This window comes from Allocoprococcus comes (genome assembly GCF_013300725.1).
In the GTDB taxonomy this organism is placed as follows: Bacteria; Bacillota; Clostridia; order Lachnospirales; family Lachnospiraceae; genus Allocoprococcus; species Allocoprococcus comes_A.
Map to the genome: position 1 here is coordinate 74,547 of NZ_JAAIMM010000006.1, position 25,568 is coordinate 100,114.

26 protein-coding genes are annotated in these 25,568 nt (G+C 43.2%); 5 read left to right on the forward strand and 21 right to left on the reverse strand.

Annotation, left to right across the window (positions count from 1 at the left end; all coding sequences use genetic code 11):
* Positions 1 to 2 precede the first annotated feature (2 nt).
* Positions 3 to 338 carry a hypothetical protein gene (locus G4407_RS04800; protein ID WP_173687964.1) on the forward strand — a complete coding sequence of 112 codons (336 nt, stop codon included), beginning with the start codon at positions 3 to 5 and terminating at the stop codon, positions 336 to 338.
* Here G4407_RS04800 and G4407_RS04805 read toward each other — a convergent pair.
* Positions 298 to 969 (reverse strand): HAD family hydrolase, encoded by a 672-nt coding sequence (locus G4407_RS04805; protein ID WP_173687965.1) that lies wholly within the window; start codon positions 967 to 969, stop codon positions 298 to 300. The genes G4407_RS04800 and G4407_RS04805 overlap by 41 nt on opposite strands.
* Positions 969 to 1,130 (reverse strand): hypothetical protein, encoded by a 162-nt coding sequence (locus G4407_RS04810; RefSeq protein WP_173687966.1) that lies wholly within the window; start codon positions 1,128 to 1,130, stop codon positions 969 to 971. The genes G4407_RS04805 and G4407_RS04810 overlap by 1 nt, the downstream gene beginning before the upstream one ends.
* Before the next feature lie 224 nt (positions 1,131 to 1,354).
* On the opposite strand from G4407_RS04810, the gene G4407_RS04815 reads away from it, so the two are divergent.
* The gene (locus G4407_RS04815; RefSeq protein ID WP_022220216.1) at positions 1,355 to 1,915 is read left to right on the forward strand and encodes a hypothetical protein; all 561 of its coding nucleotides are present in this window, start codon (positions 1,355 to 1,357) and stop codon (positions 1,913 to 1,915) included.
* 200 nt (positions 1,916 to 2,115) lie between these two features.
* Here G4407_RS04815 and G4407_RS04820 read toward each other — a convergent pair whose 3' ends face one another.
* From G4407_RS04820 to G4407_RS04835, 4 genes are all read right to left on the reverse strand, one after another.
* A complete protein-coding gene (locus G4407_RS04820) occupies positions 2,116 to 2,976 on the reverse strand; it encodes a deoxyribonuclease IV (RefSeq protein ID WP_173687967.1) in 861 nt (286 codons plus the stop codon).
* The gene (locus G4407_RS04825; protein WP_173687968.1) at positions 2,946 to 4,736 is read right to left on the reverse strand and encodes an aminopeptidase P family N-terminal domain-containing protein; all 1,791 of its coding nucleotides are present in this window, start codon (positions 4,734 to 4,736) and stop codon (positions 2,946 to 2,948) included. Before G4407_RS04825 ends, G4407_RS04820 begins: the two co-directional genes overlap by 31 nt.
* A gap of 238 nt (positions 4,737 to 4,974) precedes the next feature.
* A complete protein-coding gene (locus G4407_RS04830; RefSeq protein WP_173687969.1) occupies positions 4,975 to 5,352 on the reverse strand; it encodes a DUF3783 domain-containing protein in 378 nt (125 codons plus the stop codon).
* 12 nt (positions 5,353 to 5,364) lie between these two features.
* The gene (locus G4407_RS04835) at positions 5,365 to 6,249 is read right to left on the reverse strand and encodes a YitT family protein (protein WP_173687970.1); all 885 of its coding nucleotides are present in this window, start codon (positions 6,247 to 6,249) and stop codon (positions 5,365 to 5,367) included.
* 218 nt (positions 6,250 to 6,467) lie between these two features.
* Between G4407_RS04835 and G4407_RS04840 the strand changes: the two genes are divergently transcribed.
* Positions 6,468 to 7,916 (forward strand): 4Fe-4S dicluster domain-containing protein, encoded by a 1,449-nt coding sequence (locus tag G4407_RS04840; RefSeq protein ID WP_118217412.1) that lies wholly within the window; start codon positions 6,468 to 6,470, stop codon positions 7,914 to 7,916.
* 248 nt (positions 7,917 to 8,164) lie between these two features.
* On the opposite strand, the gene fliB is transcribed toward G4407_RS04840, so the two are convergent.
* Genes fliB through G4407_RS04855 form a run of 3 tightly spaced genes read right to left on the reverse strand, consistent with a single transcriptional unit; the run spans position 8,165 to position 10,660 of the window.
* A complete protein-coding gene (gene fliB / locus G4407_RS04845) occupies positions 8,165 to 9,301 on the reverse strand; it encodes a flagellin lysine-N-methylase (RefSeq protein WP_173687971.1) in 1,137 nt (378 codons plus the stop codon).
* Positions 9,302 to 9,943 (reverse strand): endonuclease III domain-containing protein, encoded by a 642-nt coding sequence (locus G4407_RS04850; RefSeq protein WP_117557555.1) that lies wholly within the window; start codon positions 9,941 to 9,943, stop codon positions 9,302 to 9,304. It abuts the gene before it with no gap.
* A gap of 15 nt (positions 9,944 to 9,958) precedes the next feature.
* Positions 9,959 to 10,660 carry a helix-turn-helix domain-containing protein gene (locus G4407_RS04855; RefSeq protein ID WP_055297659.1) on the reverse strand — a complete coding sequence of 234 codons (702 nt, stop codon included), beginning with the start codon at positions 10,658 to 10,660 and terminating at the stop codon, positions 9,959 to 9,961.
* Between the two features lie 833 nt (positions 10,661 to 11,493).
* On the opposite strand from G4407_RS04855, the gene G4407_RS04860 reads away from it, so the two are divergent.
* Positions 11,494 to 12,978, forward strand: a complete 1,485-nt coding sequence (locus tag G4407_RS04860) for a sensor domain-containing diguanylate cyclase (protein WP_173687972.1) — start codon at positions 11,494 to 11,496, stop codon at positions 12,976 to 12,978.
* Between the two features lie 140 nt (positions 12,979 to 13,118).
* Here the strand turns inward: G4407_RS04860 and G4407_RS04865 are convergent, their stop codons facing one another.
* The 12 genes from G4407_RS04865 to G4407_RS04920 form a co-directional block, all read right to left on the reverse strand.
* Positions 13,119 to 14,252: an ATP-binding protein gene (locus G4407_RS04865; RefSeq protein WP_173685319.1), complete on the reverse strand. Its 1,134-nt coding sequence runs from the start codon at positions 14,250 to 14,252 to the stop codon at positions 13,119 to 13,121.
* Between the two features lie 212 nt (positions 14,253 to 14,464).
* The gene (locus tag G4407_RS04870; RefSeq protein ID WP_173685318.1) at positions 14,465 to 14,788 is read right to left on the reverse strand and encodes a branched-chain amino acid transporter permease; all 324 of its coding nucleotides are present in this window, start codon (positions 14,786 to 14,788) and stop codon (positions 14,465 to 14,467) included.
* Positions 14,785 to 15,468 (reverse strand): AzlC family ABC transporter permease, encoded by a 684-nt coding sequence (locus G4407_RS04875; protein ID WP_173685317.1) that lies wholly within the window; start codon positions 15,466 to 15,468, stop codon positions 14,785 to 14,787. The genes G4407_RS04870 and G4407_RS04875 overlap by 4 nt, the downstream gene beginning before the upstream one ends.
* 87 nt (positions 15,469 to 15,555) lie before the next feature.
* Entirely contained in the window at positions 15,556 to 16,845 is a 1,290-nt protein-coding gene (locus tag G4407_RS04880) for an O-acetylhomoserine aminocarboxypropyltransferase/cysteine synthase family protein (RefSeq protein WP_008369949.1), read from the reverse strand.
* Positions 16,846 to 17,246: 401 nt separating this feature from the next.
* Positions 17,247 to 18,455 carry a M20/M25/M40 family metallo-hydrolase gene (locus G4407_RS04885; RefSeq protein WP_330583874.1) on the reverse strand — a complete coding sequence of 403 codons (1,209 nt, stop codon included), beginning with the start codon at positions 18,453 to 18,455 and terminating at the stop codon, positions 17,247 to 17,249.
* Positions 18,456 to 18,459: 4 nt separating this feature from the next.
* Positions 18,460 to 19,599, reverse strand: coding sequence for a trans-sulfuration enzyme family protein (locus tag G4407_RS04890; protein WP_173687973.1), 1,140 nt, complete (start codon positions 19,597 to 19,599; stop codon positions 18,460 to 18,462).
* Between the two features lie 177 nt (positions 19,600 to 19,776).
* The gene (locus G4407_RS04895; RefSeq protein WP_173685315.1) at positions 19,777 to 20,211 is read right to left on the reverse strand and encodes a GNAT family N-acetyltransferase; all 435 of its coding nucleotides are present in this window, start codon (positions 20,209 to 20,211) and stop codon (positions 19,777 to 19,779) included.
* Between the two features lie 89 nt (positions 20,212 to 20,300).
* Positions 20,301 to 21,059, reverse strand: a complete 759-nt coding sequence (locus G4407_RS04900) for an amino acid ABC transporter ATP-binding protein (RefSeq protein WP_173687974.1) — start codon at positions 21,057 to 21,059, stop codon at positions 20,301 to 20,303.
* 3 nt (positions 21,060 to 21,062) lie between these two features.
* On the reverse strand, positions 21,063 to 21,806 hold the full coding sequence (locus tag G4407_RS04905) for an amino acid ABC transporter permease (RefSeq protein ID WP_173685313.1): 744 nt from the start codon (positions 21,804 to 21,806) through the stop codon (positions 21,063 to 21,065).
* Entirely contained in the window at positions 21,806 to 22,669 is an 864-nt protein-coding gene (locus G4407_RS04910) for a transporter substrate-binding domain-containing protein (protein ID WP_173685312.1), read from the reverse strand. The genes G4407_RS04905 and G4407_RS04910 overlap by 1 nt, the downstream gene beginning before the upstream one ends.
* 26 nt (positions 22,670 to 22,695) lie before the next feature.
* Positions 22,696 to 23,733: a glutathione S-transferase C-terminal domain-containing protein gene (locus G4407_RS04915; RefSeq protein WP_008369934.1), complete on the reverse strand. Its 1,038-nt coding sequence runs from the start codon at positions 23,731 to 23,733 to the stop codon at positions 22,696 to 22,698.
* 12 nt (positions 23,734 to 23,745) lie between these two features.
* A complete protein-coding gene (locus G4407_RS04920) occupies positions 23,746 to 24,780 on the reverse strand; it encodes a glutathione S-transferase C-terminal domain-containing protein (protein WP_173687975.1) in 1,035 nt (344 codons plus the stop codon).
* A 373-nt stretch (positions 24,781 to 25,153) separates the two neighbouring features.
* Between G4407_RS04920 and G4407_RS04925 the strand changes: the two genes are divergently transcribed.
* Complete coding sequence (locus tag G4407_RS04925; RefSeq protein WP_173687976.1) at positions 25,154 to 25,561, forward strand: RrF2 family transcriptional regulator; 408 nt, start codon at positions 25,154 to 25,156, stop codon at positions 25,559 to 25,561.
* The last annotated feature ends 7 nt before the right edge of the window (positions 25,562 to 25,568 follow it).

Below are 25,568 nucleotides of genomic sequence, written 5' to 3' on the forward strand. Positions count from 1 at the left end.
AAATGAACTTATTAGAAGAATTCAAAAAAAATCCCGGATTCGTCTACCGAATCGGGACTGATTACTATTATATAGGAAAATGGATCTGCAAGCCATGCACAGACGAAGCCGTTACAGACTGCCATGCCATGTATGAAATGTGCATCCAGGCAAAAGAACAGGCAAACACAGCCCTTTATTTTCAGAAGCTGCGTGCCTACAGTGAATTTGCCCTGGACATTCCATACAATCCGGCGAAAATCCTTCAGGACCAGACCGCTCTTGTCGAAGCACTTTCCGATGCTGATATCCAGTCTCTTACCGACCAGCTTCGACATTTTCACGATCAAGCAGCTTAATCACATCCAGAAGTGTAGGATACACATACCGGCATAATCCTCTCTCTTCTTCATCCGGCTGTGCAAGATCCGGGATCATCACCGGGATCATGCCCGCAGCCGAAGCCGAGCGGATTCCTGCCGGTGCATCTTCAAGCGCAATACTATGTATCGGCTCGGCTCCGATCGCCTCGCACGCTTTGAGGTAAATTTCCGGATCCGGCTTTGCATGTTTCACCGAATCACCAAAAACCCCGCCATCAAAATATTTCCACAACCCCACTTTCTCAAGAGATGCCTTTGCATGGATCTCTCTGGATGACGTCGCAAGTCCGACCTTGTATCCGTGTTCCTTCGCATAGATAAGCAGCTCTCCTGCCCCTTCTTTTACGCCTATCCCTTCTTCGTCACAGATACCGTAATACTTCTCCCGCGTCAGTTCATTGAACTTGTCCATCGGAAAATCTTCGCCATATACACTTTTAAAATACTGCTCTCTGCGGACCACATTAAATCCAAGCGTATGATAAATATGCTCCCCGATCCGTCCGTATCCGAGCTTCTCTCCTGCATAATTCCAGGATCTCTGCACAACACGTTCCGAATCAAGGAGCAGTCCGTCCATATCAAATACCAGTGCTTCTACCTTCATCAGAATTCAATTCCCTTTCCGAGGGCATCTTTTAAATACGTGGTCACGTCTTCCAGTTTTTCCAGAATCTCATCACGTTCTTCCCACTCTTCACCGGTCATATCTTTGCTGACCAGTGCCTGCTTGACATCTTTTAATTTTTTGATCAAATCTTCTGTCATAATAAATCCCCCTTTTCTTATCAATTACTGTTTTTCTATAAATTTATTTTACCGATATTGTCAGCAAATTACAACAGTTCATCCGAAAATGTAAACAAATCTTAACATTCACCGCTATAAAAAACTCTTAGCTAACTTCCATTTTTCTACTTCCATTATATAACAAATGTGCTATAATAATTCAGTATGTAAAAAAGTGTTATATTCATAAGGGGATTAAGAAATTGGATGACAACAAATTAGAAGCAAAACTGCTGAAGATTAAAGCGCTTGCCGAACGGGGAGAAGGTGGCGAGAAAGAGGCCGCCATCAAAATGTATCATAAGCTTCTGAAGAAGTATGATATTGATGAAAAAGCATTACAAAAAGACAAGCTCAGCAAGCACTGGTTTACATATGAGACAGATATCGAGGAAAATCTTCTGGTCCAGATTTTTTACATGGTGACCGGAGATCCCGAATATTTCCGCCGGACAAGCCGTACACGCGGAACCCAGTGCGGATGCATATGTACCGATTTTGAGAAAACTGAAATTCGTTTTTATTTTGAATTTTACAAAGATGCACTCAATCAGGAACTGGAAGCCTTTTTGATGGCTTTCAAATTAAAAAATCATCTGTTTCCGGATGAAAGTGCAAGATGCTTTGTTCCTGAGGAAGAGGAAGAGATATCAGAAATGCTGTTAAAAGCGCAGAAATTTGCAGAAGATATTGATAAGTCCAACCCGGTCCGCCGGATCGCATCTGCCGATCTTTCTGCTGATCCGGATGCACTGGAATCATAGGTATATACGCCGTTCTTTTGCGATACGCATTACAGCCAAAAAGAAGATATTCTTAAAACAGGAGGGTATGACTCATATTGAATCATACCCTCCTGTTTTGATTTCTCGAGCTGTATCTGTGATAAAACTTATCCTCTGTACAATCAATCTATAGCCTGCAGATACCGCCCTTAATAACTCTTTTCCATCTGTCTGACCGCTTATGCAAGATCCCGAAGCCTTGCGATTTCTTCTTTATGTCCCGCATCATCCAGTGGCGTTTCCAGATAAAACGGCAGATCTTTTAACTTCGGGTGACGCATGACATTTAAAAGTGCCTCCATCCCGATCTCTCCGCCGCCGATCACCGCATGCCGGTCTTTTCTTGAACCAAATGGCATCATACTGTCATTTAAATGAATCGCTCTCAAAAGCTCAAGTCCAAGTACTTTGTCAAACTCTTCCAGCACCCCGTCCAGATCATTTACAATATCATATCCTGCTGCAAACACATGACAGGTATCCAGACAGATTCCGATCCGCTCCGGATGGGATACCCCATCGCGGATTGCTTTCAGCTCTTCAAATCTCCAGCCAATCTCTGTCCCTTTTCCGCTCATTGTCTCAAGCAGAACCGTAATATTCTCTTTCCCGGTAATCGCCTGGTCAAGCCCCGCAATGATATTCTGAATCCCTGCTTCTGCGCCAATTCCGGTATGGCTTCCCGGATGAAACACCAGATTCTCGATCCCCAGTCTGTCCATCCGCGCCACATCCTCCCGAATCACCGTACAGGCAAATTCATACACCTCCGGCTTCGCACTCGCCAGATTCATCGTATAAGGTGCATGCGCCAGAATCGCTCCAAAACCGGCCTCTCTTCTGATCCTCTGAAACTCCTCCGCTTCCTTCACTGTCGGATCCTTATAATTCGATCCCCGCGGATTCCTGCTGAAAATCTGCATCGTATCCGCATGCATCTTCACCACGTTCTCTGCAGTCTTCACAATCCCTTTCGCAATCGACATATGTGTTCCTATTACCATATTTATTAGATCGCTCTCGTATACTTCTTCAGCCATTCTTTCTCTTCATCATTCAGATAAGGAGATACCTTGTCATATACAGTTGCATGATAAGTATTCAGACGTTCCTTATCTTCTGCATTCATGATATCCGGATTGATCGCATCCAGGTCAAACGGCACATAAGTAATCGGTTCAAAATACAGGAATTCTCCATACTCATTCTTCTCGCCTTCACAAACAAGCAGTTCATTTTCCAGACGCACACCGTGAGATCCTTCGATGTAGATTCCCGGTTCATCTGTAATGACCATACCTGGCTGAAATGCATCAGACTCACCTGCTCTGTAAGTATAACGGAAGCCTGCCGGTCCCTCGTGGATGTTCAGAAGATATCCAACCCCATGTCCTGTTCCGTGATTGAAGTCCAGTCCTCTGTCCCAGAACGGCTTTCTTGCCAGATAATCAAAGTTCATTCCGCAGCAACCCTTCTTGAAGATCGGACTTGCAAGGTTCAGGTTACTGATCGCAACCAGTGTAAAATGATCTTTCATGATCTGTGAAACTTCTCCAAATGCATACGTTCTGGTGATATCAGTAGATCCTTCGTAGAATCCTGCTCCTGTATCCGTCATCAGGAAAGTTCCCTCATGAAGCTCTACATTGGTCTCCGGTGAAGAAGAATAATGTACGATCGCACTGTGCTCTCCGAACGCGGAGATCGGTCCGAAGCTTGGACGGATAAATCCACCCATCTCGGCACGGAACTCGTCCAGTTTGTCAGAAGCACTCATCTCTGTGATCGTCTCTTTGCCAACATTTTCTTTCAGCCATTTCATAAATCTGACATGAGCTACGCTGTCCTTGATCTCAGCGATACGGATATTTTCAACCTCTGTCGGATTCTTTACACATTTGAATAAGATCGCCGGATTTCTCTCTTCCACTTTCTTCACATTCTCCGGAATGTTCTTGTAAAGTGCAAAGTTCAGTCTTCCCGGATCTACCATCAGGACTTCTTCTGCTGCAACCTTCTTGATGTCCTCATAAATATCATTGTATGGGTGCAGAATAACCCCGTCTGCTGCAAGATGTGCTTTGATCTCATCGCTTAATTTTTTCTCATTTACAAAAAGATCCACCTTGTCCATTCTGATCACTGCATAGGTCAGAACCAACGGAAAATATTCCACGTCATTCCCACGAATGTTCAGTGTCCAGCAGATGTCATCCAGTGTGGTAAGAACGTGTGCTGTCGCACCTGCTTCTTTCATTGCTGCACGTGTTCGTGCAAGCTTGCTCTCCACAGTCTCTCCTGTGTATTTCTGTTCCAGTTCAAATACCGGCTCTTCTGAAAGAATCGGACGGTCTTCCCATACTTCATCGATCAGATCATATGCATAAACGACCTTTCCGTTCTTCTCAGATGCGATCTTCTCGTATTCTTCTCCTTCTGTTACAGAAACAACACGTCCATCAAATCCAACATTTTCGCCTTCTGCCAGAGCTGTTTCCAAATATTCCCCAATCTTCGGAACGCCCGGCTGTCCCATCTTCATCAGTTCTACTGTTGTTCCCTCCAGCTGCTTTGCCGCCTGGATAAAGTATCTTCCGTCTGTCCACAGACGTGCTTCTGTCTTTGAAACCACTGCTGTTCCTGCAGATCCCGTAAATCCGGTAATATACTCTCTTGCTTTAAAATGCTCCCCCACATATTCGCTCTGATGAAAATCTGCAGTTGGAATAATATAAATATCTATTCCCTTTTCCTGCATTTTTTCACGCAATTTTTCAAGTCTTTCCGGTATTGTAGACATTTTAAAAAACCTCCTTTATTGTTTTCATTCTCTGACCATTATAACCCGTAAACTTTTGAAAAGCAACCTAAGAAAAGGAGCTGACTTCGGCAAAACCAACATGCCTGTTCCAGCTCCTTTTTACTGCCTGCATTTTCTGTCACAGACAGCTTTCATCACCTTTCGCAAACTTTCACGGACACTAGCTTACTAGAAAAATTTGTTCTGTCTATGGGAAAATGGTGTTTTTTCTGTGAAATTAAAGCTGATGCATCGCCGCATGCTCCTTTTCCAGCTCTTTAAAAAGTTCCGGCACAGTCCACTGACTGTTTGTATCTGTCAGAACCGCTTTATAATCAATGCCTTTCATACCTTTCTTTCGCATCATAAATAAAATCTGATCCAGATGGCTGCCTGTCACTCCGGCAAATACCATCATCTCATCTGCCAGCTCTTCACCCTCATAAATCCCGTCTGTCTCTGACGCTTCTTTCATTCCGGCAAGTACACCAACCGGCTGAAAATACTCTTCTTTTTTTATCAACCGCACCCGGATCCTGAGTGACATACAGATCATCTGCAGCTCCTGTGCACGCTTCTTATCTTTTATATTAAATAATAATACTGTTTCTCTCATGAATTTCCTCGATTACTCCGCTTTTCTCAAACGGTTCTTTTTATGTTTATTCCACTCCCCGATTACCTCACTGACAGTTGATACCGTAACGAATGCACTCTGATCTGTCTCATGGATAAATGCAAGAAGCTTTGCATATTCACTCTTTTCCAGAATTGTAACCACTTCTGTCTGTTCCTGATTATCCAGTCCTCCGGCTGCCGGATATAGAGTCGCCCCTCTGTGCAGCTCATGTACAACAAACTGCTGGATCTCCGGATATTTCTTTGACAGGATACACACCCTCTTACGGATACTGAAACCGTCAACAAAATTATCCAGAACAATCCCATAAAGATAGGTTCCCAGAAGGCTCACTACCAGTGTCTTTCTGTCGTAGACAAGGATAGACGTCGCAGCGGTCACAAATCCTGCGATCGTAAGACTCTTTCCGATTTCAAAATGCAAATATTTATTTAAAACCTTTGCAACAACATCAAGCCCACCAGAAGATGCATTGACATTAAACAAAATCGCCTGTCCGATGCTGATCACCAGAATATGGCACAGCATATTGATAAACATATCATCCGTGAGTGGCGGAACATCTGGTGTCACTGTTTCAAAAATACGCAGATAAACCGGGAGCATTAAAGAGGTAATGACCGTCTTACCCCCGAATTCTTTTCCGACAAACACAATTCCTATGATCAGAAGTGCTACATTTAAAATCATAGTCATCGTCGAAGCCTTCAGCGGAATAAAGTTTGCCAGAACCATGACAAGTCCCGAAATACTTCCCACAACAAAGGAATTCGGCATCATCAGATAATACACTGATGCCGATACAATAAACATTCCTACCGTGATCGTTGCATACTCTTTCAATATGTTTTTTGCTTTGTTCTTCTCTTTCAATTTTCTTTCCTCTCTTTCATACCGGTGCCTCTTATTTCCCCAAATATGCGGCACACTATATTTCCCAACATTGCACGTTCATCATAACATACTTCTCCACAAACTTCTACGCTATGTTTCTCATTAAAAACATGAAATCTTCTTTCCATTTATAGTAGTTTCAATTATAATAAAGGAAGAGTGAATTTTTTAACAATTTAGAGAAGAGAGGGTTAATTATGAATGCTGATGGAAACGTAATCAAAATCAAACATGACGTACTGTTCGAAATAGCAAAGCTTGCTTTTGCAGGTGAACTTGAAGAACAGCGTGATCACCTCCCGCTGAAGCTTATTCCGGGACCGACACCGCAGTTCCGCTGCTGTATCTACAAAGAGCGTGAGATCATCCGCCAGAGAATCCGCCTCGCAGAAGGCAAAGCTCCGGGACCGGAAGATGATGGCAATATCATCCAGGTTATTTCTTCTGCCTGCGAAGACTGTCCGATCTCCAGCTACACAGTAACAGAGAACTGTCAGAACTGTCTTGGAAAGGCATGTATCAATGCCTGTAAGTTTGGGGCAATTGAACCGGGACATTACCGTTCCCACATTGACGCATCCAAGTGTAAAGAATGTGGTCAGTGCGCCAAAGCCTGTCCGTACAATGCCATTGCACATTTAAAACGTCCGTGTAAATTCAGTTGTCCGGTTGATGCGATCACTTACGACGAGCATGGCATTTCCGTAATCGACAAAAACAAATGTATCCGCTGCGGTAAATGTATCCACAGCTGTCCATTTGGTGCAATTGCTTCCAAAACATTTATTGTTCCGGTAATCAATGCTTTAAGAGAAGGCAAACACATCTACGCAATGGCTGCTCCTGCCACAGAAGGTCAGTTTGGTGCTGACATTACCATGGAAAGCTGGCGCAAAGCAATGAAAGAGCTCGGATTCGTAGATTTCTACGATGTAGGACTCGGTGGAGATATGACTGCTGCTTACGAAGCTGAAGAATGGGCTGAAGCTTACAAAGAAGGACAGAAAAAAGTAACCTCCTGCTGCCCTGCATTTGTAAATATGGTTCGCCTGCATTACCCACAGCTTGCTGACAATATCTCAACAACTGTTTCTCCGATGTGTGCAATTTCCCGTATGATCAAAGCACAGGATCCGGAAGCGATCACTGTATTTATCGGACCTTGCCTTGCTAAGAAATCCGAAGTTGTCGATCAGCAGATTGAAGGAAATGCAGATTATGTTCTTACATACAGCGAGATCCGTGCGATCATGAAAGCAAAAGATGTTGAGCTCGAGGCCTGTCCGAATGACAACCAGACCGCTTCTACCTTCGGAAAACGCTTTGCAAATTCCGGCGGTGTAACAGCAGCTGTTCTGGAAAGTCTGAAAGAATCTGACAACTGCATCGATGCGAAAGTCTGTCGTGCAAATGGTTCTCAGGAATGTAAGAAAGCCCTCCTTCTCATGAAGGTTGGACGTCTTCCGGAAGACTTCATCGAAGGTATGGCATGTGACGGCGGATGTGTCGGCGGTCCAAGTTCATTCAATGACCAGATGGCTTCCAAGAAGAACCGTGATGCCTTGATTTCTCAGGCTGATGACCGTGGAATTCTTGATAACCTGAAGAATTATGATATGGATAAGTTCTCTATGCATAGAGACTAAAATTAAAAGGGCGTGTGAAAAATGAGAAATCATTTTTCACACGCCCTTTTTAACAAAAAATTCTTATTCAAATGCATCAAAAATCGTGCAGGCATTTTCAAATGATGAATAACCGGAAAGATTAATTGTGCAAACATACTAATCGCTTGCATATTAAGGCAAAAATAAGGGAGTTTTGCTCTATCATTGAAATAAGTTATAAAGTAAAACTCCCCTTATTTTAATTATACACACCACGCATCTATTTATTATCCCTTATACCACGGCAGCCTATCCCGCAGCATCATCTTTTCCATCCGCTCCAGATTCTTATCCGAATGCTCAATCTCCCGCGAATACCGGTACACCAGCTCCACAATCTCTTCCTGCGCAAGCGTCCCTTCATTCTCAATCCACCGTGCTTTCCACAGCTCATAAATATGGTAGGTACTTATCACCGCCATCTGCACCTTCGCATAAATCCTTCCATCATAAACCGCACCGCAGAAATAAGTGAAAATAAAATATACCAGAAGCTGCTCTGCCTGGATCTGGATATCACTCTCTTCCTTCACCCACTTCTTAAAGTCAGACGAGATTCCTTTATACGCATCTGCTCCCTGCGCATACAGAAGTTCTTCGCTCTCCATCAAAAGCATATCCCAGTCCTCGCGCAGAAGTTCCAATTCATAAAGTTCCCGGAACATCTTATGCGCCATCTCCCATCTTTCCTGCACAGACAGCTTTTCCTCTTTCCAAAGTTTCCGTACAAACTTTCGGGCACTCTTTGTCTGATAACGGTCAATGACTTCCTCGCAGGAAAATAACTGTTCCCGGTTAAATCTGACCTGCAGGTCATGTGCCATCCCAAGGACCAGACCGGCTCTTACTTTTAAGGAATGCTCCCGGTCCTGCAGGATTGCAAGCATTGCATCTCTCGCATCTACAAGCATAGAATACAGAAACGGATCAAATTCCTCGTATTCCTCTTCTCCTTCTTTTTCATAAGTAAGAAAACGTACCGGCTTCTTCTTCTCCATCAGGATCCTTGCCACCTCCGGACAGGATACAGACAGGGTAATCTCCCGGACATCCTCAAACTCCTCGACATGTCTTGGGTACAGACGACAGGTTTTACACAGACTTTTCTCTCCGAGATTCGCATACATCTCACACAGATTGCAGTCATTTAAAAATGCACATCGCTTTTCTTTATCCTGCCTGAAAATACCACGGATCCAATCTATAGACTTCAACATTGTAAAACGGAATTTCCCTTTTACATGCTTATATTTGTTCAATGATTTTTTGTCAATAACGATCTGCCATCCCGCACAGCAGGTATCCTCGCATTTGTCTGCGATGCAGGTGAACTCTTTATAATAATCCGGAATTGTATATTGCATTTATTTTTCTACCCCTACCTTCTTACAGATATCCGCCAGACAGCATCTGTCGCAGTGCGGCTTCGTCCTTGCCGTACAGACTTCTCTTCCGTGGTACACCAGTCTGTGACAGAAGTCACTTCCTTCCTCCGGCGGAACCAGCTTCCAGAGTTCCATCTCTACTTTCTTCGGATCCTTAATCCCGTCTACCAGTCCAATGCGATTTACCAGACGAATACAATGCGTATCTGTAACGATCGCAGGCTCTCCAAATACATCTCCCATGATCAGGTTCGCGCTCTTTCTCCCAACACCGGGCAGCTTTAAGATCGCATTAAAATCCTTCGGAATCTTACCGCCATATTCATCCCGGAGCATCTTCATACAGGCACTGATATCCCGTGCCTTACTTTTCCCAAGCCCGCAAGGACGGACGATTTCCTCAATATCATTGACATCTGCTTCTGCAAGAGCCTCTACTGTCGGATATTTTGCAAATAAGCCTTCTACAACTACATTTACCCGTGCATCGGTACACTGCGCCGCAAGACGCACACTGACCAGAAGCTTCCATGCCTGATCATAATCCAGGGTACAGTCTGCATCCGGATATTCCTTTCTCAAGCGTTCTATTACTTCCAGTGTTCTCTGTTTCTTTGTCATCTTTTTTATCCTTCTTTATCTCATATTTTGTATGGTAAGATAATTCATCTGCTTCATAAGTTTAAAATCTTCTTTGTTGAATGTAAGAAGATTCATAAGCTTTTCTTTATTTACAATTTCTTTTTCCGAAATCACTGCTTTAAAGGTCACCGGAAGCATCGTATAATTGGAGAGACCGGACACCAGTGCCAGCTGCTGTCCCGGATTCACCAGATTATTTACACAGGAGATCATGATGTGTTCTGATTTCAGCGCCTGGTTATGAAGCATATAGGTTCCGATAAATCCTTCCTTTTCATACTCACCAGCATAAAGTCCTCCACATTCCCCCGGTTCTTTGACCTCACTTACGTCATTAAACAAATGCACTTTATATTTGTTATTCTTTCCTTCCACCGCCTGCTGTTCAATCACACTTTTGACAATTACTTTTCCAATCCCGTCATAGCTGTACATATACAATTTTTCAATCGTCTCCGCATAAGTATATTCTTCCTCTTCCTCGGCAATCTCATCTCCGATAATCGCAAGAGGTGACACCTTAAAAATCTTAGACAATTCAAGAAATGTCGAAATGTCCAATGAAATATCCCCTTTTTCGTATTTAGAAACTGTCGACACACTCTTATGCAGTCTTACGGCAAGTTCTTTCAGTGTCATATTATATGCCATTCGGTATTTTCTAATATTACGCCCTACCTTCTCATCTGCATTCATACCAATTTCCTTTCCTTTAAATCAATTTTTTTATGACATGTGCATAAATTTTAATACATTTCCCCAATTTTCTAACATGCACCATGCTTTTTCTCTTCTTTCAATAATAACACGTCTGATTTTTTCGTGTCAATAAAACGCACCCCTTTTGTCTTTTCTGATTTACCCGGATAAAATCTTTTCCTTCTGCTCTTACTATATTATTTATCGTCCTTATTTTCGCTACACTCGTATCCACTTATGCCTCTAATGGGTATGATAACCGTATTCAGTGCCATCATACTAATCATTCAGTTATATGTATAATCAACTGGCATAAAAAGAAAAACTCTTATGAATTTTGAAAAAGAAGACTGCGAAAGTCTGATCCAGGATATTATAAGTCTGGTATTCATAAACATTGTGGAAGATGCACCAGTCAAATGATTTACAATTAGAGATAGGATAACGTAATGTTTTTGTTAATTTTCACGTTATTCTCTCTTTTTCTGTTCATTTTTTGTTTATTATGCATAGTTTCTATCCATTTCACATACAAATTCGATGACATTCCAGAACATTTATGATATAATTTAGAAAATCTAATTACTTATTTGTTAAGATACCGGGGCAAAAGGTCAGAAAGCCGATGCAGCTTGCTTGCAAGAGGATTTTTGACCTCTTGACCCGACAAAAACATGAGTAAGTAGCCATTTTTCAAAGAAAAATGAGTGGATTACGAATGTTTTTGAGGATTGCGAGAGTGCAAAGCACGTAGCAATCTGGTATCAAAGGGGGCAAAATACCTTTTGACCCCAACATCTTGTTAACGTACAATATGAGGGGGATCTTACATGAAAAAAATATCACGTCATGAACTGATGCAATACGGAACGGCTGTCATTTCGTTCCTGATTGTAATGACGTTCACACTTCTGATTTTTTTCTGGTTTGTACAACAGAGCGTTGATAAGAGTGTACAGAACGTTATTCAAAAAAACACACTGCAGCAAAAGGATCACCTGGAACTGGTTCTGGAAAAAGAATATGAATTCCTGGAGAGTCCTGCTGCATACTTCGGAACAACTTCCGATCTGTTCAGCAACGATAATCTTCAGCTTCTTGCTGAACTGGCTTCTTCCAGCTCCTATCATCGGCTTATGCTTTTTTCTACAGACGGTATCGGGCACTCCAGCGATGGGAAAAAAATCGATGCAAATTCACGGGACTATTTTCAAAAGACATTGGAAGGCAGACGCGTCCTTAGTTCTCCTCTGTCAAGCAGAATAGACAACGAAACCCTTGTTGTCCTCACAGTTCCTGTTTATGACAAAGATCAGAATATTATCGGTGTCCTTGGAGGCTCCATCGATGTCACGGAACTGACTACCATGCTCTTTGAGGATCTTTATTCCGATTCCGGCTACTCATTTATCACAGACTCGGACGGCAACATCATTTCCATTGAATCTACGCACAACGAAATCCGGGAGAACTTTTTTACTTCTTCCTCTGACTGGGTATTTCAGACCTCGGAAGATGGTGCTACCCTTCAGGAAGATTTTAAGCAAGGACACGCAAACTGCCGCAAGATTACAGCAGATTTATCACATGCACGCTACATTTCCTACCAGCCACTAAAGTACAACGGCTGGATGCTCTGCTATATCGTTCCTGCAGTCGATGCCCGTCAGCCCTTTGCTTTTATCAACAACTTTGAAATCATTCTGTTCGCCTTTTTTATCTGCATTGTGCTGATCCTGATCTTCGCACTCTGGAAGATCAACCGGAAGAATCAGACTTCGCTTCTTCGCCAGGCGCATACAGATGCTCTGACCGGACTTCTGAACAAAGTTTATACAGAACACACGATTTCCGAATGGCTGCGCGAAAAAGATTTTGAAGATTTTCAGGCTTTAATGATGATCGATATGGATTATTTCAAGCAGATCAATGATACTTATGGACATGCAACCGGTGACCAGGTACTGAAAATATTTGCCGGATTTCTGAAAGAACAATTCCGGACAACCGATATCATCGGTCGTGTCGGTGGTGACGAATTTATGATCCTGATGAAAAATGTACGTCTGGATTACAGTATCCATCTGCACTTGCAAAAGCTCTATACAAATCTTCAAAATATAGATATCCCGGAACTAAATGGTCGGAAACTTTCCTGCAGTATCGGCTGTGCTGTTGCTCCAACGGATGCTGAATCTTTCAGCCAGTTATACCGCCTTGCTGATCATGCTCTGTATACAGCTAAGCACAACGGACGTGGACGTTTTGTTATTTACCACGATATCAAAAACCAGCAGAAAACCGTTTTATCCTGATCCACGCCAGGAATTCTGGTACAGATCAATATTCCTGTCATTTAATCTCAAAATTCCCGCCGGGCAGATCCTGTACCTGCCCGGCGGGAATTTCATTCTTCTTTATATCTCAGATACGCCTCCGGCATATCCAGTCATTTTTAATCATCGTAAGTATCCAGGAAATTATGTCTTACACCTTTTGCCTTGTAGCCGACAACCGTATCCAGATTGACATTTTCCACACTCTTGAAAATATTGCCCTCCACAAACGGGTTCGTCTTCTTAAGCTCTGCAATCAGCTTTTTGATTTCCATACGCTTTGACTGATTTTCTTCATTGTTGCAGGTTGTACAGGTATCGGTAAACTTACATGCACACTGGATAAAATGCAGATCATTGTAATCTCTCCATGCCTTGATGTCATCCTCACGGATCAGATACATCGGGCGGATCAGTTCCATCCCTTCAAAATTTGTACTGTGAAGCTTCGGCATCATAGTCTGCACCTGCGCACTGTAGAGCATTCCCATCAGGATCGTCTCGATCACATCATCATAATGATGTCCCAGTGCGATTTTGTTACAGCCCATCTGCTGTGCAAAATTATAAAGATATCCCCGCCTCATCCTTGCACAGATATAACACGGTGATTTTTCAATCTCAAATACCGATTCAAAAATATTGGATTCAAAGATCTGGATCGGAATCTTCATCTTCCTTGCATTTTCTTCAATGACCTTCCGGTTCTCCGGACTGTATCCCGGATCCATCACCAGGAACTTTACTTCAAAGTTAAACTTGTTGTGACGCTTTAATTCCTGGAAAAGCTTTGCCATCAGCATTGAATCTTTTCCACCGGAAATACATACTGCGATCCGGTCACCTTCTTTGACCAGTTCATATTCTCTGACAGCTTTTGTAAATTTAGACCAGATCTTCTTTTTGAACTTCTTGCGGATACTAAGTTCCACATGTTCACAGACATCATCTGCTTCCTTTTTCTTCATATCTGCCATCAGCCATCCAACATAACCGCCCTTCAGGCTGTATGCTTCATATCCCTGATCCTGCAGTTCTTCTGCGATATCCCTGCTGATCTGTCCTCTGCTGCAGCAGATAATGATCTTCTTTTCCTTATCTTCCGGCGGATTCTCCATCAGTGCATCTGCTGAGCTTGCCGTCGAATTCGGCAGGATTCCATGGGCGCGCTCGATCTCGCCACGGATATCAAAAAGCTCATAGGACTCTGCAGGAAGCGCTTCCATTTCCTCGATCGTAATATCTATACTCATTGATTTTCTCCTTATAAAAAGAATGTACCCTGACACATAATCCTCTTTATTGAACAGAAAGTTCCATCTGGATTGTTGTCAAATAAAAAATACGCGTGTATCGGTACATATCATAGCATAATCTGTGCATCTGGTCAAAGGGAGATCCATCCGAAAATACCGGATCTCCGCTTATCCCACAGCATTTTTAACACTCCTGACTGTTGCAACTCTTACAATACTCTTAACAGCACCATATGCAGGATCGTTCCCGCTGCAATACTTATGAGTGTGTTGTGTTTCCATTTGTAGGTAACTGCAACAGCAGCCACCGCAATTCCTTTTGGAAATGCGATTCCTCTCAGATCACTTCCCACATCTTTCAGACAGTAAACGATCAGAACTGCCATGATCGCCGCCGGAAGTACCTGCCCCAGCCTATCCAGCCACAGCGGCATCCGTCGCTCTCCGCTAAATGCCAGAAACGGCAATGCCCGAAGCGCGAACGTGCAAACTGCCGATACCAGAACTGCCAGTAAAATTCCGCCCGTCGTCATACACTTTTTCCTCCTTTTTCCGTAATGACCAGAATTCCGGATGTAATAAGAAGTGCCGGAAGCATAAAGCTTTTCTGCCCGAAGATCACCAGGCACAAAATCCCGATCCCAAGTCCGGTCATTGCCGGAATGTGTTTTCTGGTCTTTTCCCACTGATCGATGAAAATGATCACAAACAGTGCCGTCATACAAAAATCGATTCCTTCCATATCAAACGGAAGCAGCTGCCCTATGACTCCACCTAAAACTGCCCCTGCCATCCAGTAACACCGGCTGAAAAATGCAACCAGGAACATCGTATCCTCCTTCTCTTTTTCCGGGAGGTCGAGCGTACAGTTTACCGCATAGGTTTCATCCGTCATCGTGTGGATCATATAGAGCTTACGCCTGCCCATCTTCTGAAAATCCTTCAGAAAAGTAAGGCTGTAAAAAGTCTGTCTGCTGTTCATCAGAAACGCTGTCAGTGCGATCGTCACGATCGAGGCTCCACTGGATAAAAATGTGATCAGGACAAACTGGAATGCCCCGGTATATACGGTAAGACTGACAAACAGTGAATAATACCAGCCAAATCCGGCATTTTCCATCATAATCCCATATGCCATGCTTACGAAAATGTAGCTGCACATGATCGGAATGGATTTCAGAAAAGCATTTTTTCTGATCTGTGCCTTTGTCATAATGTTTTCTCCTTAAATTTTCTGTACAAATCGAAAAAGACGAAGGTTCCGAAAAACCTCCGTCCAAAATTTCTGTGTGTATAATATTTATTTGCCCTGAACCGCTGCAAATCCACCTTCAAGATCTGCGATGATATCATCGATATGTTCGGTACCGATAGAAAGACGGATTGTGTTCGGTTTGATTCCCTGATCAAGCAGTTCTTCTTCTGTCAGCTGAGAATGTGTTGTTGTTGCCGGATGGATAACAAGACTCTTAACATCCGCAACATTTGCAAGCAGTGAAAAGATCTTCAGGTTGTCGATGAACTTGTGAGCTTCTTCCTGTCCGCCTTTGATCTCGAATGTGAAGATGGATGCTCCACCATTCGGGAAATATTTTTCATAAAGTGCATGATCCGGATGATTCGGCAGTGACGGATGGTTCACATGCTCTACCATTGGATGATTAGAGAGATATTCTACTACTTTCTTTGTATTTTCTACATGACGGTCAATTCTAAGTGACAGTGTCTCTGTTCCCTGCAGAAGAAGGAATGCGTTAAATGGAGAGATGGTTGCTCCCATGTCACGAAGAAGGATTGCACGGATGTAAGTTACAAATGCTGCCGGACCTGCTGCATCTACGAAAGATACTCCGTGGTAGCTTGGGTTTGCATCTGCGATTGCCGGGTATTTTCCACTTGCTTTCCAGTCAAATTTGCCGGAATCTACGATGATTCCACCAAGAGTTGTTCCGTGTCCACCGATGAATTTGGTAGCAGAATGTACAACGATGTCTGCTCCGTGTTCGATCGGCCGGATCAGATACGGTGTTCCGAATGTGTTGTCGATCACAAGCGGAAGTCCATGCTTGTGTGCGATTTCAGCGATCGCATCGATATCCGGGATATCACTGTTCGGGTTACCAAGAGTTTCAAGATAGATGGCTCTTGTGTTATCCTGAATTGCATCTTCTACTTCTTTCAGGTTATGTGCATCTACAAATGTAGTGGTGATTCCGTAATGTGTCAGTGTGTGCTCAAGAAGGTTGAAGCTTCCACCATAGATTGTCTTCTGCGCTACGATATGTCCGCCATCTGCTGCAAGTGCTTCGATGGTATATGTAATTGCAGCTGCTCCGGATGCTGTTGCAAGAGCTGCCACACCACCTTCAAGTGCTGCGATTCTCTTTTCAAATACATCCTGTGTAGAGTTTGTCAGACGTCCGTAAATGTTACCTGCATCTGCAAGTCCGAATCTTGCTGCTGCATGTGCAGAGTTCTTAAATACATAAGATGTTGTCTGGTAAATCGGTACTGCTCTGGCATCAGATGCCGGATCTGGTTCTTCCTGTCCTACGTGAAGCTGAAGTGTTTCAAATTTATAATCGCTCATATTTTTCTACCTCTCTTTTCTGATTGTCTGATGTATCGTGATCTCTATAGTGATCTTTCAAATTTGATAGTTGCATTATATCTACTTTTACCTACTTTGTCAATAGGTTAATAGGGAATTATTTTAAAAACCTTTAATTTCAATATGTTTTATCTGTTTTTTCTCCTGTAAATGCAAGAAAGAATGTGCCTCGGCACATTCTCGCGCCGAGCGCGTTGCTGAGCGCCAGTGACGCTCGTTAAGCAACGACCGAAGCGGAGCGTAGACCGCTTGCGACATTCTTCATCTTCGTGCAAGTGCGCATCTCCGGCACGCAGTGCCTTTTATTTCATAGGAAGTTCCTTTGGAATTTCCTATGAAATAAAGACGCTTTGGGCGTCTTTTCTGTATAATAACAGACACTACTGCTCATCGGTGATCAGCCCGGCGATCAGTTCTGCTCCTGTCACAAGATCTTTGATTGTCGTATATTCATTTACCGAATGTGCCTGGTACATTCCATTTGACAGCACCAGTCCCGGAATCCCGTTCTTCGCAAAGCTGTTGTTATCACTTCCTCCAAATGTCTCCACCAGGTCTCCTGCAAGTCCCAGCTCTTTGCTTACTCTTTCAAACCGTTTTACCGGCACACTGTCTTTTGCAGTCTCATAAGCGATCAGATGAACTTCGTAGGCGAGTTCTGACTCAGCTCCGTATTTTTCAGCCACCTTTTTGAAAGTATTTCCCACTTTTTCTACACAACAGATTGTTTTTTCATGGGAATAGCTCCGGATTTCTCCCTTTACGGTACATTTTTCCGGAACAATATTCGTTCCGCTCCCACCTTCGATCAATCCGATATTGCAGGTTGTCTCTTCGTCCACATGTCCCTGACTGATCTGTGAGATCGCTTCGGATGCAATAGCGATCGCATGAATGCCGTGCTCCGGATCAAATCCGGCGTGGGATGCTTTCCCAGTTACCGTCACCTGATAAGAGATCAGGGACGGTGCTTTATATGCCGCGCTTCCAACCGGTCCGCTGATATCCAGTACATAAGCTTCTTTTGCACGGACCTTTGAAAAATCAAATACACTGCTGCCCTTGATATAAAGTTCTTCTGCAATTGCAAAAAGAATCTCGATATCCCGGTGTGGTACTCCCGCTTCTTTTACACTGCGGATTCCTTCCAGGATCTCCACAAGTCCTGCCACATCATCAGCTCCAAGAACTGCCTTTCCTGCGGAACGGATCACACCGTCTTCTCCGATGATCCCTTTCTTGCCTTTGGAAGGCTCAACCGTATCCATATGACCGGACAGAAGGATCGGATCTCCCGGAAGGTCTCCCGGAAGATATGCATATAAGTTTCCGGCGTTTCCTCCGAAATGTTCTCCGGCATTGTCTTCCTCCACCTCAAAACCAAGTTCTTTTAACTTCGGGATCAGCCGGTCTGCCATCTCACGCTCTCCAAAGCTTGGTGCATCGATTGCGGTCAGCTCCTGAAATTCGTCAACTACTCTTTTTTCATTTACTTCTATTTTGCTCATTTCTGCCACTTCCTTATCTGCACGGTCATCGTCCGTCTGTCCTGTACACCTTCCATCACAGATGTCTGCTGCTTGACTCACACTTCTACTTTAATACAGCTTCCAGGTCTGCGATCAGATCCTCTGCGCCTTCGATTCCAACGGAAAGTCTTAAAATCCGGTCTGTGATTCCGTTCCGGTCAAGCTCTTCTTTGGAAAGATCCGCATGTGTCTGTGTGATCGGATAGGTGATCAAAGTCTCTGTCCCTCCAAGACTTTCCGCAAACTGAATCAGTTTTACATTTTCCAGAATGTGATATGCTCTCTCTTGGGAATCTACTTCAAAGGTCAGGATCGAACCAAATCCTCTTGCCTGCTTTTTCATCAATTCGTAGCCCGGATGTGATTCAAGCCCCGGATAAAGTACCCTTGTCACATGCTCCTGCTTTTCCAGAAAATGTGCGATCCTCAGTGCATTTTCCTGCGCCCTGTCCATACGGACTCCAAGCGTCTTGATCCCTCTGAGGATCAGCCAGCTGTCCATCGGTGCAAGGGTTGCCCCTGTCGTCTTGATGATAAAACGAAGCTGTTCCTGAATGTCCTCGCGGTTTGTTATCAGGAAACCTGCAAGTGTGTCATTATGTCCACCCAGATATTTTGTCCCGCTATGCACAACAATGTCAGCACCAAGTTTCAGCGGATTCTGGAAATATGGTGATAAAAAGGTATTGTCCACGATCAGAAGAAGATCATGTTTTTTTGCTTTCTTTAAAAGTTCTTCCAGATCGGATACACGCATCATCGGATTGGTCGGTGTCTCTGCATAAATTGCTTTTGTGTTATCCTGGATATAATCCTCTACATCCACACTGCTTAAATCCACGCTGGTAAATGTCAGTCCATTTTTCACATTGATGCTGTGGAACAGACGGACGCTTCCTCCGTAAAGATCCTCATCAATGATGATGTGATCGCCCGGTTTGAAAATCTCCATCAGAGCAGTGATCGCTGCCATTCCTGTCGAAAATGCCAGTGCATCGATTCCTTCTTCCAGTGATGCTACGATCTTCTCAAGATGTTCTCTCGTCGGATTCTGTAATCTGGAATAGTCATAACCACTGCCTCCACCTACTCTGTCTCTCGCAAATGTTGCAGACTGATAGATTGGATAACTGATCGCCCCATATATTTCATCCTTATTATCGTCAGCCAGATGCTGACATCGTGTATCGATTCCATACTTCATGTTTGTCTACTTCTCCTGTCTCTTGTAATCCGTAATATGAAAGCTCAAAATTATATTGACCTCTCTGATACCAGCTTTCTCTCCTGATATCAGTCAATTTCGCTATTTACTTTACAATATCTTTCCATCGAAATCCAGTTTTCTTTTTTATTTTTCAAAAAATTCTTTTCCGGGCATTTACGCAAGTTCTTTCTCAGTCATCACACATTCAAACTCTCCGGAGCCGCTTACCTGTGAATAATCCGGTGTATAGCCAAGCTTTTCATAAAATCCAAGGGCTGCCTTTCTGGAATTGATATAGATTTTTGTCACACCTTTTTCGCGCATCCAGTTTTCCGCCTCAATGATCCCTGCCTGTCCGTAATGCTTTCCCCTGTAGGATTCCAGTGTTGCCACGCGCTCAATTTTTCCGGTATGTTCATCCAGATAATGCAGCCTGCAGGTGGATACCGGATAAATTCCGTCCATAACCAGAATATATTCATCCTCCGGTGTGTCATCTGAAAATTCTCCCTCAAGCGGGATCTTAAATCCCAGGCACATTGCCTGTGTCCGCACATAATGTACGCCGGCTCTCTGCCATTCTTCTGTTACTCTGACTGCTTTCATCATTCATTCCCCACTTTCTTTATTTTCCGGATAATTTTTCTTTTATCCTGTTGGAAAAATCGACTGATCCCTCAGCCGATTTTGTTTTTCTCTTAAATTGAATAATCCGGTTCTTCCATCCGGTTGATCTTTGTAAAGAACTCTTTGACACGTTCGTTCTTCGGATTTCCAAACACTTCTCTCGGCGTTCCGTCTTCCAGGATCTTTCCTCCGTCCAGGAAGATCACTCTGGTTGCAACGTTTCGTACAAAACTCATCTCATGGGACACCAGAAGCATTGTATATCCTTCATTTGCCGCTTTTTTGATCGTATCCAGAACTTCTCCGACAAGCTCCGGATCCAGTGCAGATGTCGGCTCATCCAGAAGTAAAAGCTTTGGCTCCATTGCAAGTGCTCTTGCGATTGCAACTCTCTGCTGCTGGCCACCTGACATATGTCTCGGATAATGGTTTGCGTGATCCAGAAGACCTACATTTTTAAGCTGCTCTCTCGCAATCCTTTCCGCTTCCTCTTTTTTCATCTTCTTTACCACGATCAGCCCCTCCATTACATTCTGAAGTGCTGTCTTCTTTGAAAAAAGATTGAAATTCTGGAACACCATGCTGGTCTTTTTCCGGAGCTCTGTCAGATCTTTTCCGTGAATATGTGCCAGATCCTGTGTTTCACCGTCAATCGTTATAGTTCCGGTTTCCGGTTTTTCCAGTCTGTCCACACATCTTAAAAATGTGGATTTCCCCGTTCCTGAAGGTCCGATGATCGCCACAACATCTCCCTGATTGATGGTAAGATCGATCCCATCAAGAACCTTATTGTTTTTAAATGTTTTTGATATATTTTTGATTTCGATCATACCTTATTCCACCTCTGTATCTCTGATATCTAAAAGTGCCGGTGCATCTTCCGGTACGCGGAGTTTCTTCTCCAGATAGCTGATCACTCTCTCCAGTACGAAAGTAATTACCCAGTAAATAATTGCCAGTGAAATATACACTTCAAAGTAACGGTAATTTCTTCCCGCAAGGATCTTTCCTTCTGCGGTCATCTCCACTACAGAACAGACAAATGCAAGAGAAGTTCCTTTGATCAGTCCGATAAATGCATTTCCCAGGGATGGGAGTGCTACCACGATTGCCTCCGGAAGGATGATCCTTATCAATGCCTGGAAATAATTCATTCCCAAAGCGCTTGCTGCCTCAACCTGTCCTTTATCTACTGATTCGAGAGAAGCACGGATGATTTCTGCGTTGAATGCGGATTCATTGAGTGCCAGCGCAACGAATGCATATACGATCGGTGCGACTCCATTGACATTGTAGTTGGTTCCACATTTAAAGTTGATATATTTCAGAATCATCGGAATACCGAAATAGGTCACATATAACTGAACCAGGATCGGCGTTCCGCGGATAACCGAGATATAGATACTTACCAGCTGTTTCAGTACCGGTACCTTTTTAATCTTCACAAGTGCAAGGAGCAGTCCCAGGATGAGACTGGCGATCATTGCTGTGACAGCCAGTTCCATTGTAACCGGAAGATATTTTAAAAGTAGCGGTATCTGTGTAAATACCAGTTTTCCATCAAATAATTTACCCATTAGTTAATCGTCTCCTCGAACTTATCATCCTCCGGTGCGGCATCCTGACCATACCATTTCTTACTGATCTCAGTCAGCGTTCCGTCTTCCTTCAGCTCCTTCAGTGCTTTGTCTACCTGTTCTCTTAAATCTTTCTGGTCCTGTGGGAAAATAAAGTATGCATAAGAGTTTTCGGCAATCATTTTTGCTTCATCTTCCGGAATATCATTTTTCTGCACTTCATAGTTAAATTCTTCCATGTAAGAGTTATACATTGCAAGATCGATGATCGTAAAATCCTGTGATCCGTCTGCTACATGCTGTAAAAATACAGATGTATCTGCATCCGAGTAAGTAATATTGATCGCTTTATCCGGATTCTTTTCATTCCATGCTTCTACTGCATTGGATACGCTGATTCCTGTACCACCTTCAAAAGAAAGTCCGGCTGCATCTTCAAATGATTTGATCTCTTTTCCACCTTTCTTTGTTACGAATACATAGCTGATCTTGTCATATGGATAAGAGTAAAGATAACTTGCCCCACGTTCTTCGTTGTAAGAGAAGTTGTTGACTCCGATCTGATAATTTCCACTGTTCAGTCCGGAAAGTACAGATCCAAAATCAGTCACTTCGTATTCCAGTTCATAATCCGGGAGCTTATCAAAAACTGCATTCAGTACATCCACATCGTATCCTGCCGGCTTGTCATCATCGCCTACATAGACATATGGTTTTGCGTTTGCTCCGGTTGCTGCTTTGATCACTGTCTTTCCACTGTCTGAAGAGCTGTCCTTTGAAGCGCTTCCGGAAGAAGATCCGCATCCTGTAGCCAGAACTCCTGCTGCCAGTGTAACTGCTAAAATGCTTGCCAACTTTTTCATAATATTTTTCCCTCGTCTTTCGTCTGTTATTTTTCTGCTTTAAATTTGTGTGCCGGATCTTTACTGAGTGATTCTCTTCCTGTCGGTGTCTTCCAGATAGTATCCCAGTCCGTTTCCTGCACCACGATATCATAATATGTATTTTCCCAATACTCTTCATCTGCTTCATTCAGATCGACAGATGCCGCAAAATCCTTAAAATATGTGTTATGTCTGAATGCAGGGATCTGATACAGATCTCTTGCATATCCCCACAGATTCGGGTAATCTACCAGACGATGCTTGCAAGGTCCGATATTTCTTGAATAAGACACATCCAGTCTTGCGATGGTTGTATAAAGACGGATATCACTGTCTGTCACATAATCTCCAAATAAGAATCTCTTGTCTGCAAGTCTTTCCTCCATTGCATCAAGCCCTGCGAAAAATGTCTCATATCCATCGGCAAATGCCTGTAAGGATTCAGCAAACTGCGCACGATAAACAGCATTGTTCACATTTTCAAAGAGCCATTTGTTCAGCTTATCAATCTCCGGTCTTAATTCTTCAGGGTAAAGATCCGGTGCTCCCTTTTTATGGAACGGCCTGAACGCTGTTTCCAGATGATTTGTAAGCCAGTGGTAATCATTATTTACCACTTTTTTTGTCTTATAATCTACAAATGCCGGAACAGTTGTACGTCCGGTGTATTCTTCATCCGCATTGTAGTAAAGCTCACTTAAGAACTGTGCGCCCGTTTCCGGATTGATATGATCCGGAGAATTTACAAATTCCCATCCAAGATTTTCTTCCCGGTCTGTCCAGTCTACGATCTCAACCTTCACTGCATCCTCAAGTCCGAGAAGTTCTCTTGCGATCGCTGCTCGATTGGACCAGTTGCATCCTTTTGCCCAGAAAAGAATATATCTGTCTTTTTCTACCGGATTTTTCCCTTCTCCAAACCCTTCTGTGAAGCGGTTTGGCTGACGATGGAAATTTCCATATTCATCAATTTCCTGTGCGGTCTCTCTCGGTCTTACTCTGATCTGTCTTCCATTTACATCTACATATTCAAAATCTGCCATGATTCGTTCCTCCTACTGTTCTTCTGCCTTAAATTTATTGCCCGGATCGCTGCTCAAATGTGCACGGTCATGCGGTGCACCCCAGTATGCATCAAAATTGATCTCATCCAGAAATCTTGCATTGAAAGATTCAAAAAATAATGCGCCGACCTTCTTGTTGTTGGGATTTGCAAAATCCTTAAAGTAGGTGTTGTTTCTGAATGCCGGAATCTGATACAGGTCTCTTGCATATCCCCACAGATTCGGATAATCGATCAGGCGGTGTTTGGTATGTCCAAGCTGCCAGGTATAACGGATATCCAGTCTTGCCAGTGTTACATAAAGCCTTACATCACTGTCTGTCACATAATCCCCAAAAAGAAATCTTTTATCTTCCAGACGTTTTTCCAGAATATCCATTGCTGCGTAGAAGGAATTGTATGCATCCCAGTAAGCTTCCTTTGATCTTGCAAATGTTGCTTTATAGACACCGTTGTTGATGTTGTCAAAGAGCCAGTCATTCATCTCATCGATGTCTTTTCTGAGCTCTTCCGGATAAAGATCCGGTGCTCCTTTTTTGTGGAACGGTTTAAAATCTACTTCAAAATAATGGGTAAGCCAGGTGTAATCGTTATTTATAACTTTTCCTGTCTTGGTATCGATCAGAGCCGGTACCGTTGTTCTTCCTGTATAATCATCATCTGCTTTGTAATATGCTTCACTTAAAAACTGGATTCCAAGGACCGGATCAATATGATCTTTGTCGTATACAAATTCCCATCCAAGATTCTTCTCATGCTTTTCATGATCAACCATGTTGACACTGATCGCATCTTCCAGTCCAAGAAGTTCTCTTACGATCGATGCTCTGTTGGACCAGTGGCAAAGCTTTGCCCATACCAGATGGTATCTTCCTTTTTCTACCGGATTCCTTCCTTCTCCAAATCCTTCTGTAAAATGATTTGGCTGACGGACAAAATATCCGTTCTCATCTATCTCCGATACAACTTCCTGCGGACGTACACGGATCTTTCTTCCATTTACTACTTCATAATCAAATTCTGCCATTACTTCTTCCTCCGTTCATATTTATCAGTACTGGTTATTTTGTATAACCTTTATTTCCTATCAACTTAGTTGGTATAATATCATCTATTACCTACTAAGTCAATAGGTTATTTTGTTTTTTTGTTTTTTCCTTGAAACACATATAACCCTACGGTATAATAGGTAAAAAAGAATGTGCCTCGGCACATTCTCGCGCCGAGCGCGGTCGCTTGCGACATTCTTCATCTTCGTGCGAGTGCGCATCTCCGGCACGCAGTGCCTTTTATTTCATAGGAAGTTCCTTTGGAATTTCCTATGAAATAAAAAAACACCAGGGTTTATAAACTCTCTGGTGCTGCTATTATACATATAAAAATATGGGGGAAAACTAATTATGATTTCTACAAAAGGACGTTACGCACTCCGCGTGATGATTGATCTCGCCCAGCATAAGGACGAAGAATATGTTCCGCTTAACGAGATCGCAATCCGCCAGGAAATTTCCGAAAAATACCTGGAAATTGTCCTGAAAATTCTTGTAAAGAAGAAACTCTTAAAAGGACGCCGTGGCAAAGGGGGCGGATACCAGCTTACCAGGAAACCTTCTGAATACACTGTCGGCGAGATTCTTGAACTTGCGGAGGGCAATCTTGCTACAGTCGCCTGTCTGATTCCAGGTGCCGAGACCTGCAGCCGTGAAGAGCAGTGCATTACGCTCCCTTTGTGGAAGAAATTTGATGGAATGGTACATGATTTCTTCTACGGAATTACATTGGAAGATGTGTTAAACGGAAATATTTAAGGAGATT

Bases quoted from the DNA above. Each gene is read 5' to 3' on its own strand.
- G4407_RS04800 (WP_173687964.1), top strand. From the start codon at position 3: ATGAACTTATTAGAAGAATTCAAAAAAAATCCCGGATTCGTCTACCGA.
- G4407_RS04805 (WP_173687965.1), bottom strand. From the start codon at position 969: ATGAAGGTAGAAGCACTGGTATTTGATATGGACGGACTGCTCCTTGAT.
- G4407_RS04810 (WP_173687966.1), bottom strand. From the start codon at position 1,130: ATGACAGAAGATTTGATCAAAAAATTAAAAGATGTCAAGCAGGCACTG.
- G4407_RS04820 (WP_173687967.1), bottom strand. From the start codon at position 2,976: ATGGCTGAAGAAGTATACGAGAGCGATCTAATAAATATGGTAATAGGA.
- G4407_RS04825 (WP_173687968.1), bottom strand. From the start codon at position 4,736: ATGTCTACAATACCGGAAAGACTTGAAAAATTGCGTGAAAAAATGCAG.
- G4407_RS04830 (WP_173687969.1), bottom strand. From the start codon at position 5,352: ATGAGAGAAACAGTATTATTATTTAATATAAAAGATAAGAAGCGTGCA.
- G4407_RS04840 (WP_118217412.1), top strand. From the start codon at position 6,468: ATGAATGCTGATGGAAACGTAATCAAAATCAAACATGACGTACTGTTC.
- fliB (WP_173687971.1), bottom strand. From the start codon at position 9,301: ATGCAATATACAATTCCGGATTATTATAAAGAGTTCACCTGCATCGCA.
- G4407_RS04850 (WP_117557555.1), bottom strand. From the start codon at position 9,943: ATGACAAAGAAACAGAGAACACTGGAAGTAATAGAACGCTTGAGAAAG.
- G4407_RS04855 (WP_055297659.1), bottom strand. From the start codon at position 10,660: ATGAATGCAGATGAGAAGGTAGGGCGTAATATTAGAAAATACCGAATG.
- G4407_RS04860 (WP_173687972.1), top strand. From the start codon at position 11,494: ATGAAAAAAATATCACGTCATGAACTGATGCAATACGGAACGGCTGTC.
- G4407_RS04865 (WP_173685319.1), bottom strand. From the start codon at position 14,252: ATGAGTATAGATATTACGATCGAGGAAATGGAAGCGCTTCCTGCAGAG.
- G4407_RS04870 (WP_173685318.1), bottom strand. From the start codon at position 14,788: ATGACGACGGGCGGAATTTTACTGGCAGTTCTGGTATCGGCAGTTTGC.
- G4407_RS04875 (WP_173685317.1), bottom strand. From the start codon at position 15,468: ATGACAAAGGCACAGATCAGAAAAAATGCTTTTCTGAAATCCATTCCG.
- G4407_RS04880 (WP_008369949.1), bottom strand. From the start codon at position 16,845: ATGAGCGATTATAAATTTGAAACACTTCAGCTTCACGTAGGACAGGAA.
- G4407_RS04890 (WP_173687973.1), bottom strand. From the start codon at position 19,599: ATGAAGTATGGAATCGATACACGATGTCAGCATCTGGCTGACGATAAT.
- G4407_RS04895 (WP_173685315.1), bottom strand. From the start codon at position 20,211: ATGATGAAAGCAGTCAGAGTAACAGAAGAATGGCAGAGAGCCGGCGTA.
- G4407_RS04900 (WP_173687974.1), bottom strand. From the start codon at position 21,059: ATGATCGAAATCAAAAATATATCAAAAACATTTAAAAACAATAAGGTT.
- G4407_RS04905 (WP_173685313.1), bottom strand. From the start codon at position 21,806: ATGGGTAAATTATTTGATGGAAAACTGGTATTTACACAGATACCGCTA.
- G4407_RS04910 (WP_173685312.1), bottom strand. From the start codon at position 22,669: ATGAAAAAGTTGGCAAGCATTTTAGCAGTTACACTGGCAGCAGGAGTT.
- G4407_RS04915 (WP_008369934.1), bottom strand. From the start codon at position 23,733: ATGGCAGATTTTGAATATGTAGATGTAAATGGAAGACAGATCAGAGTA.
- G4407_RS04920 (WP_173687975.1), bottom strand. From the start codon at position 24,780: ATGGCAGAATTTGATTATGAAGTAGTAAATGGAAGAAAGATCCGTGTA.
- G4407_RS04925 (WP_173687976.1), top strand. From the start codon at position 25,154: ATGATTTCTACAAAAGGACGTTACGCACTCCGCGTGATGATTGATCTC.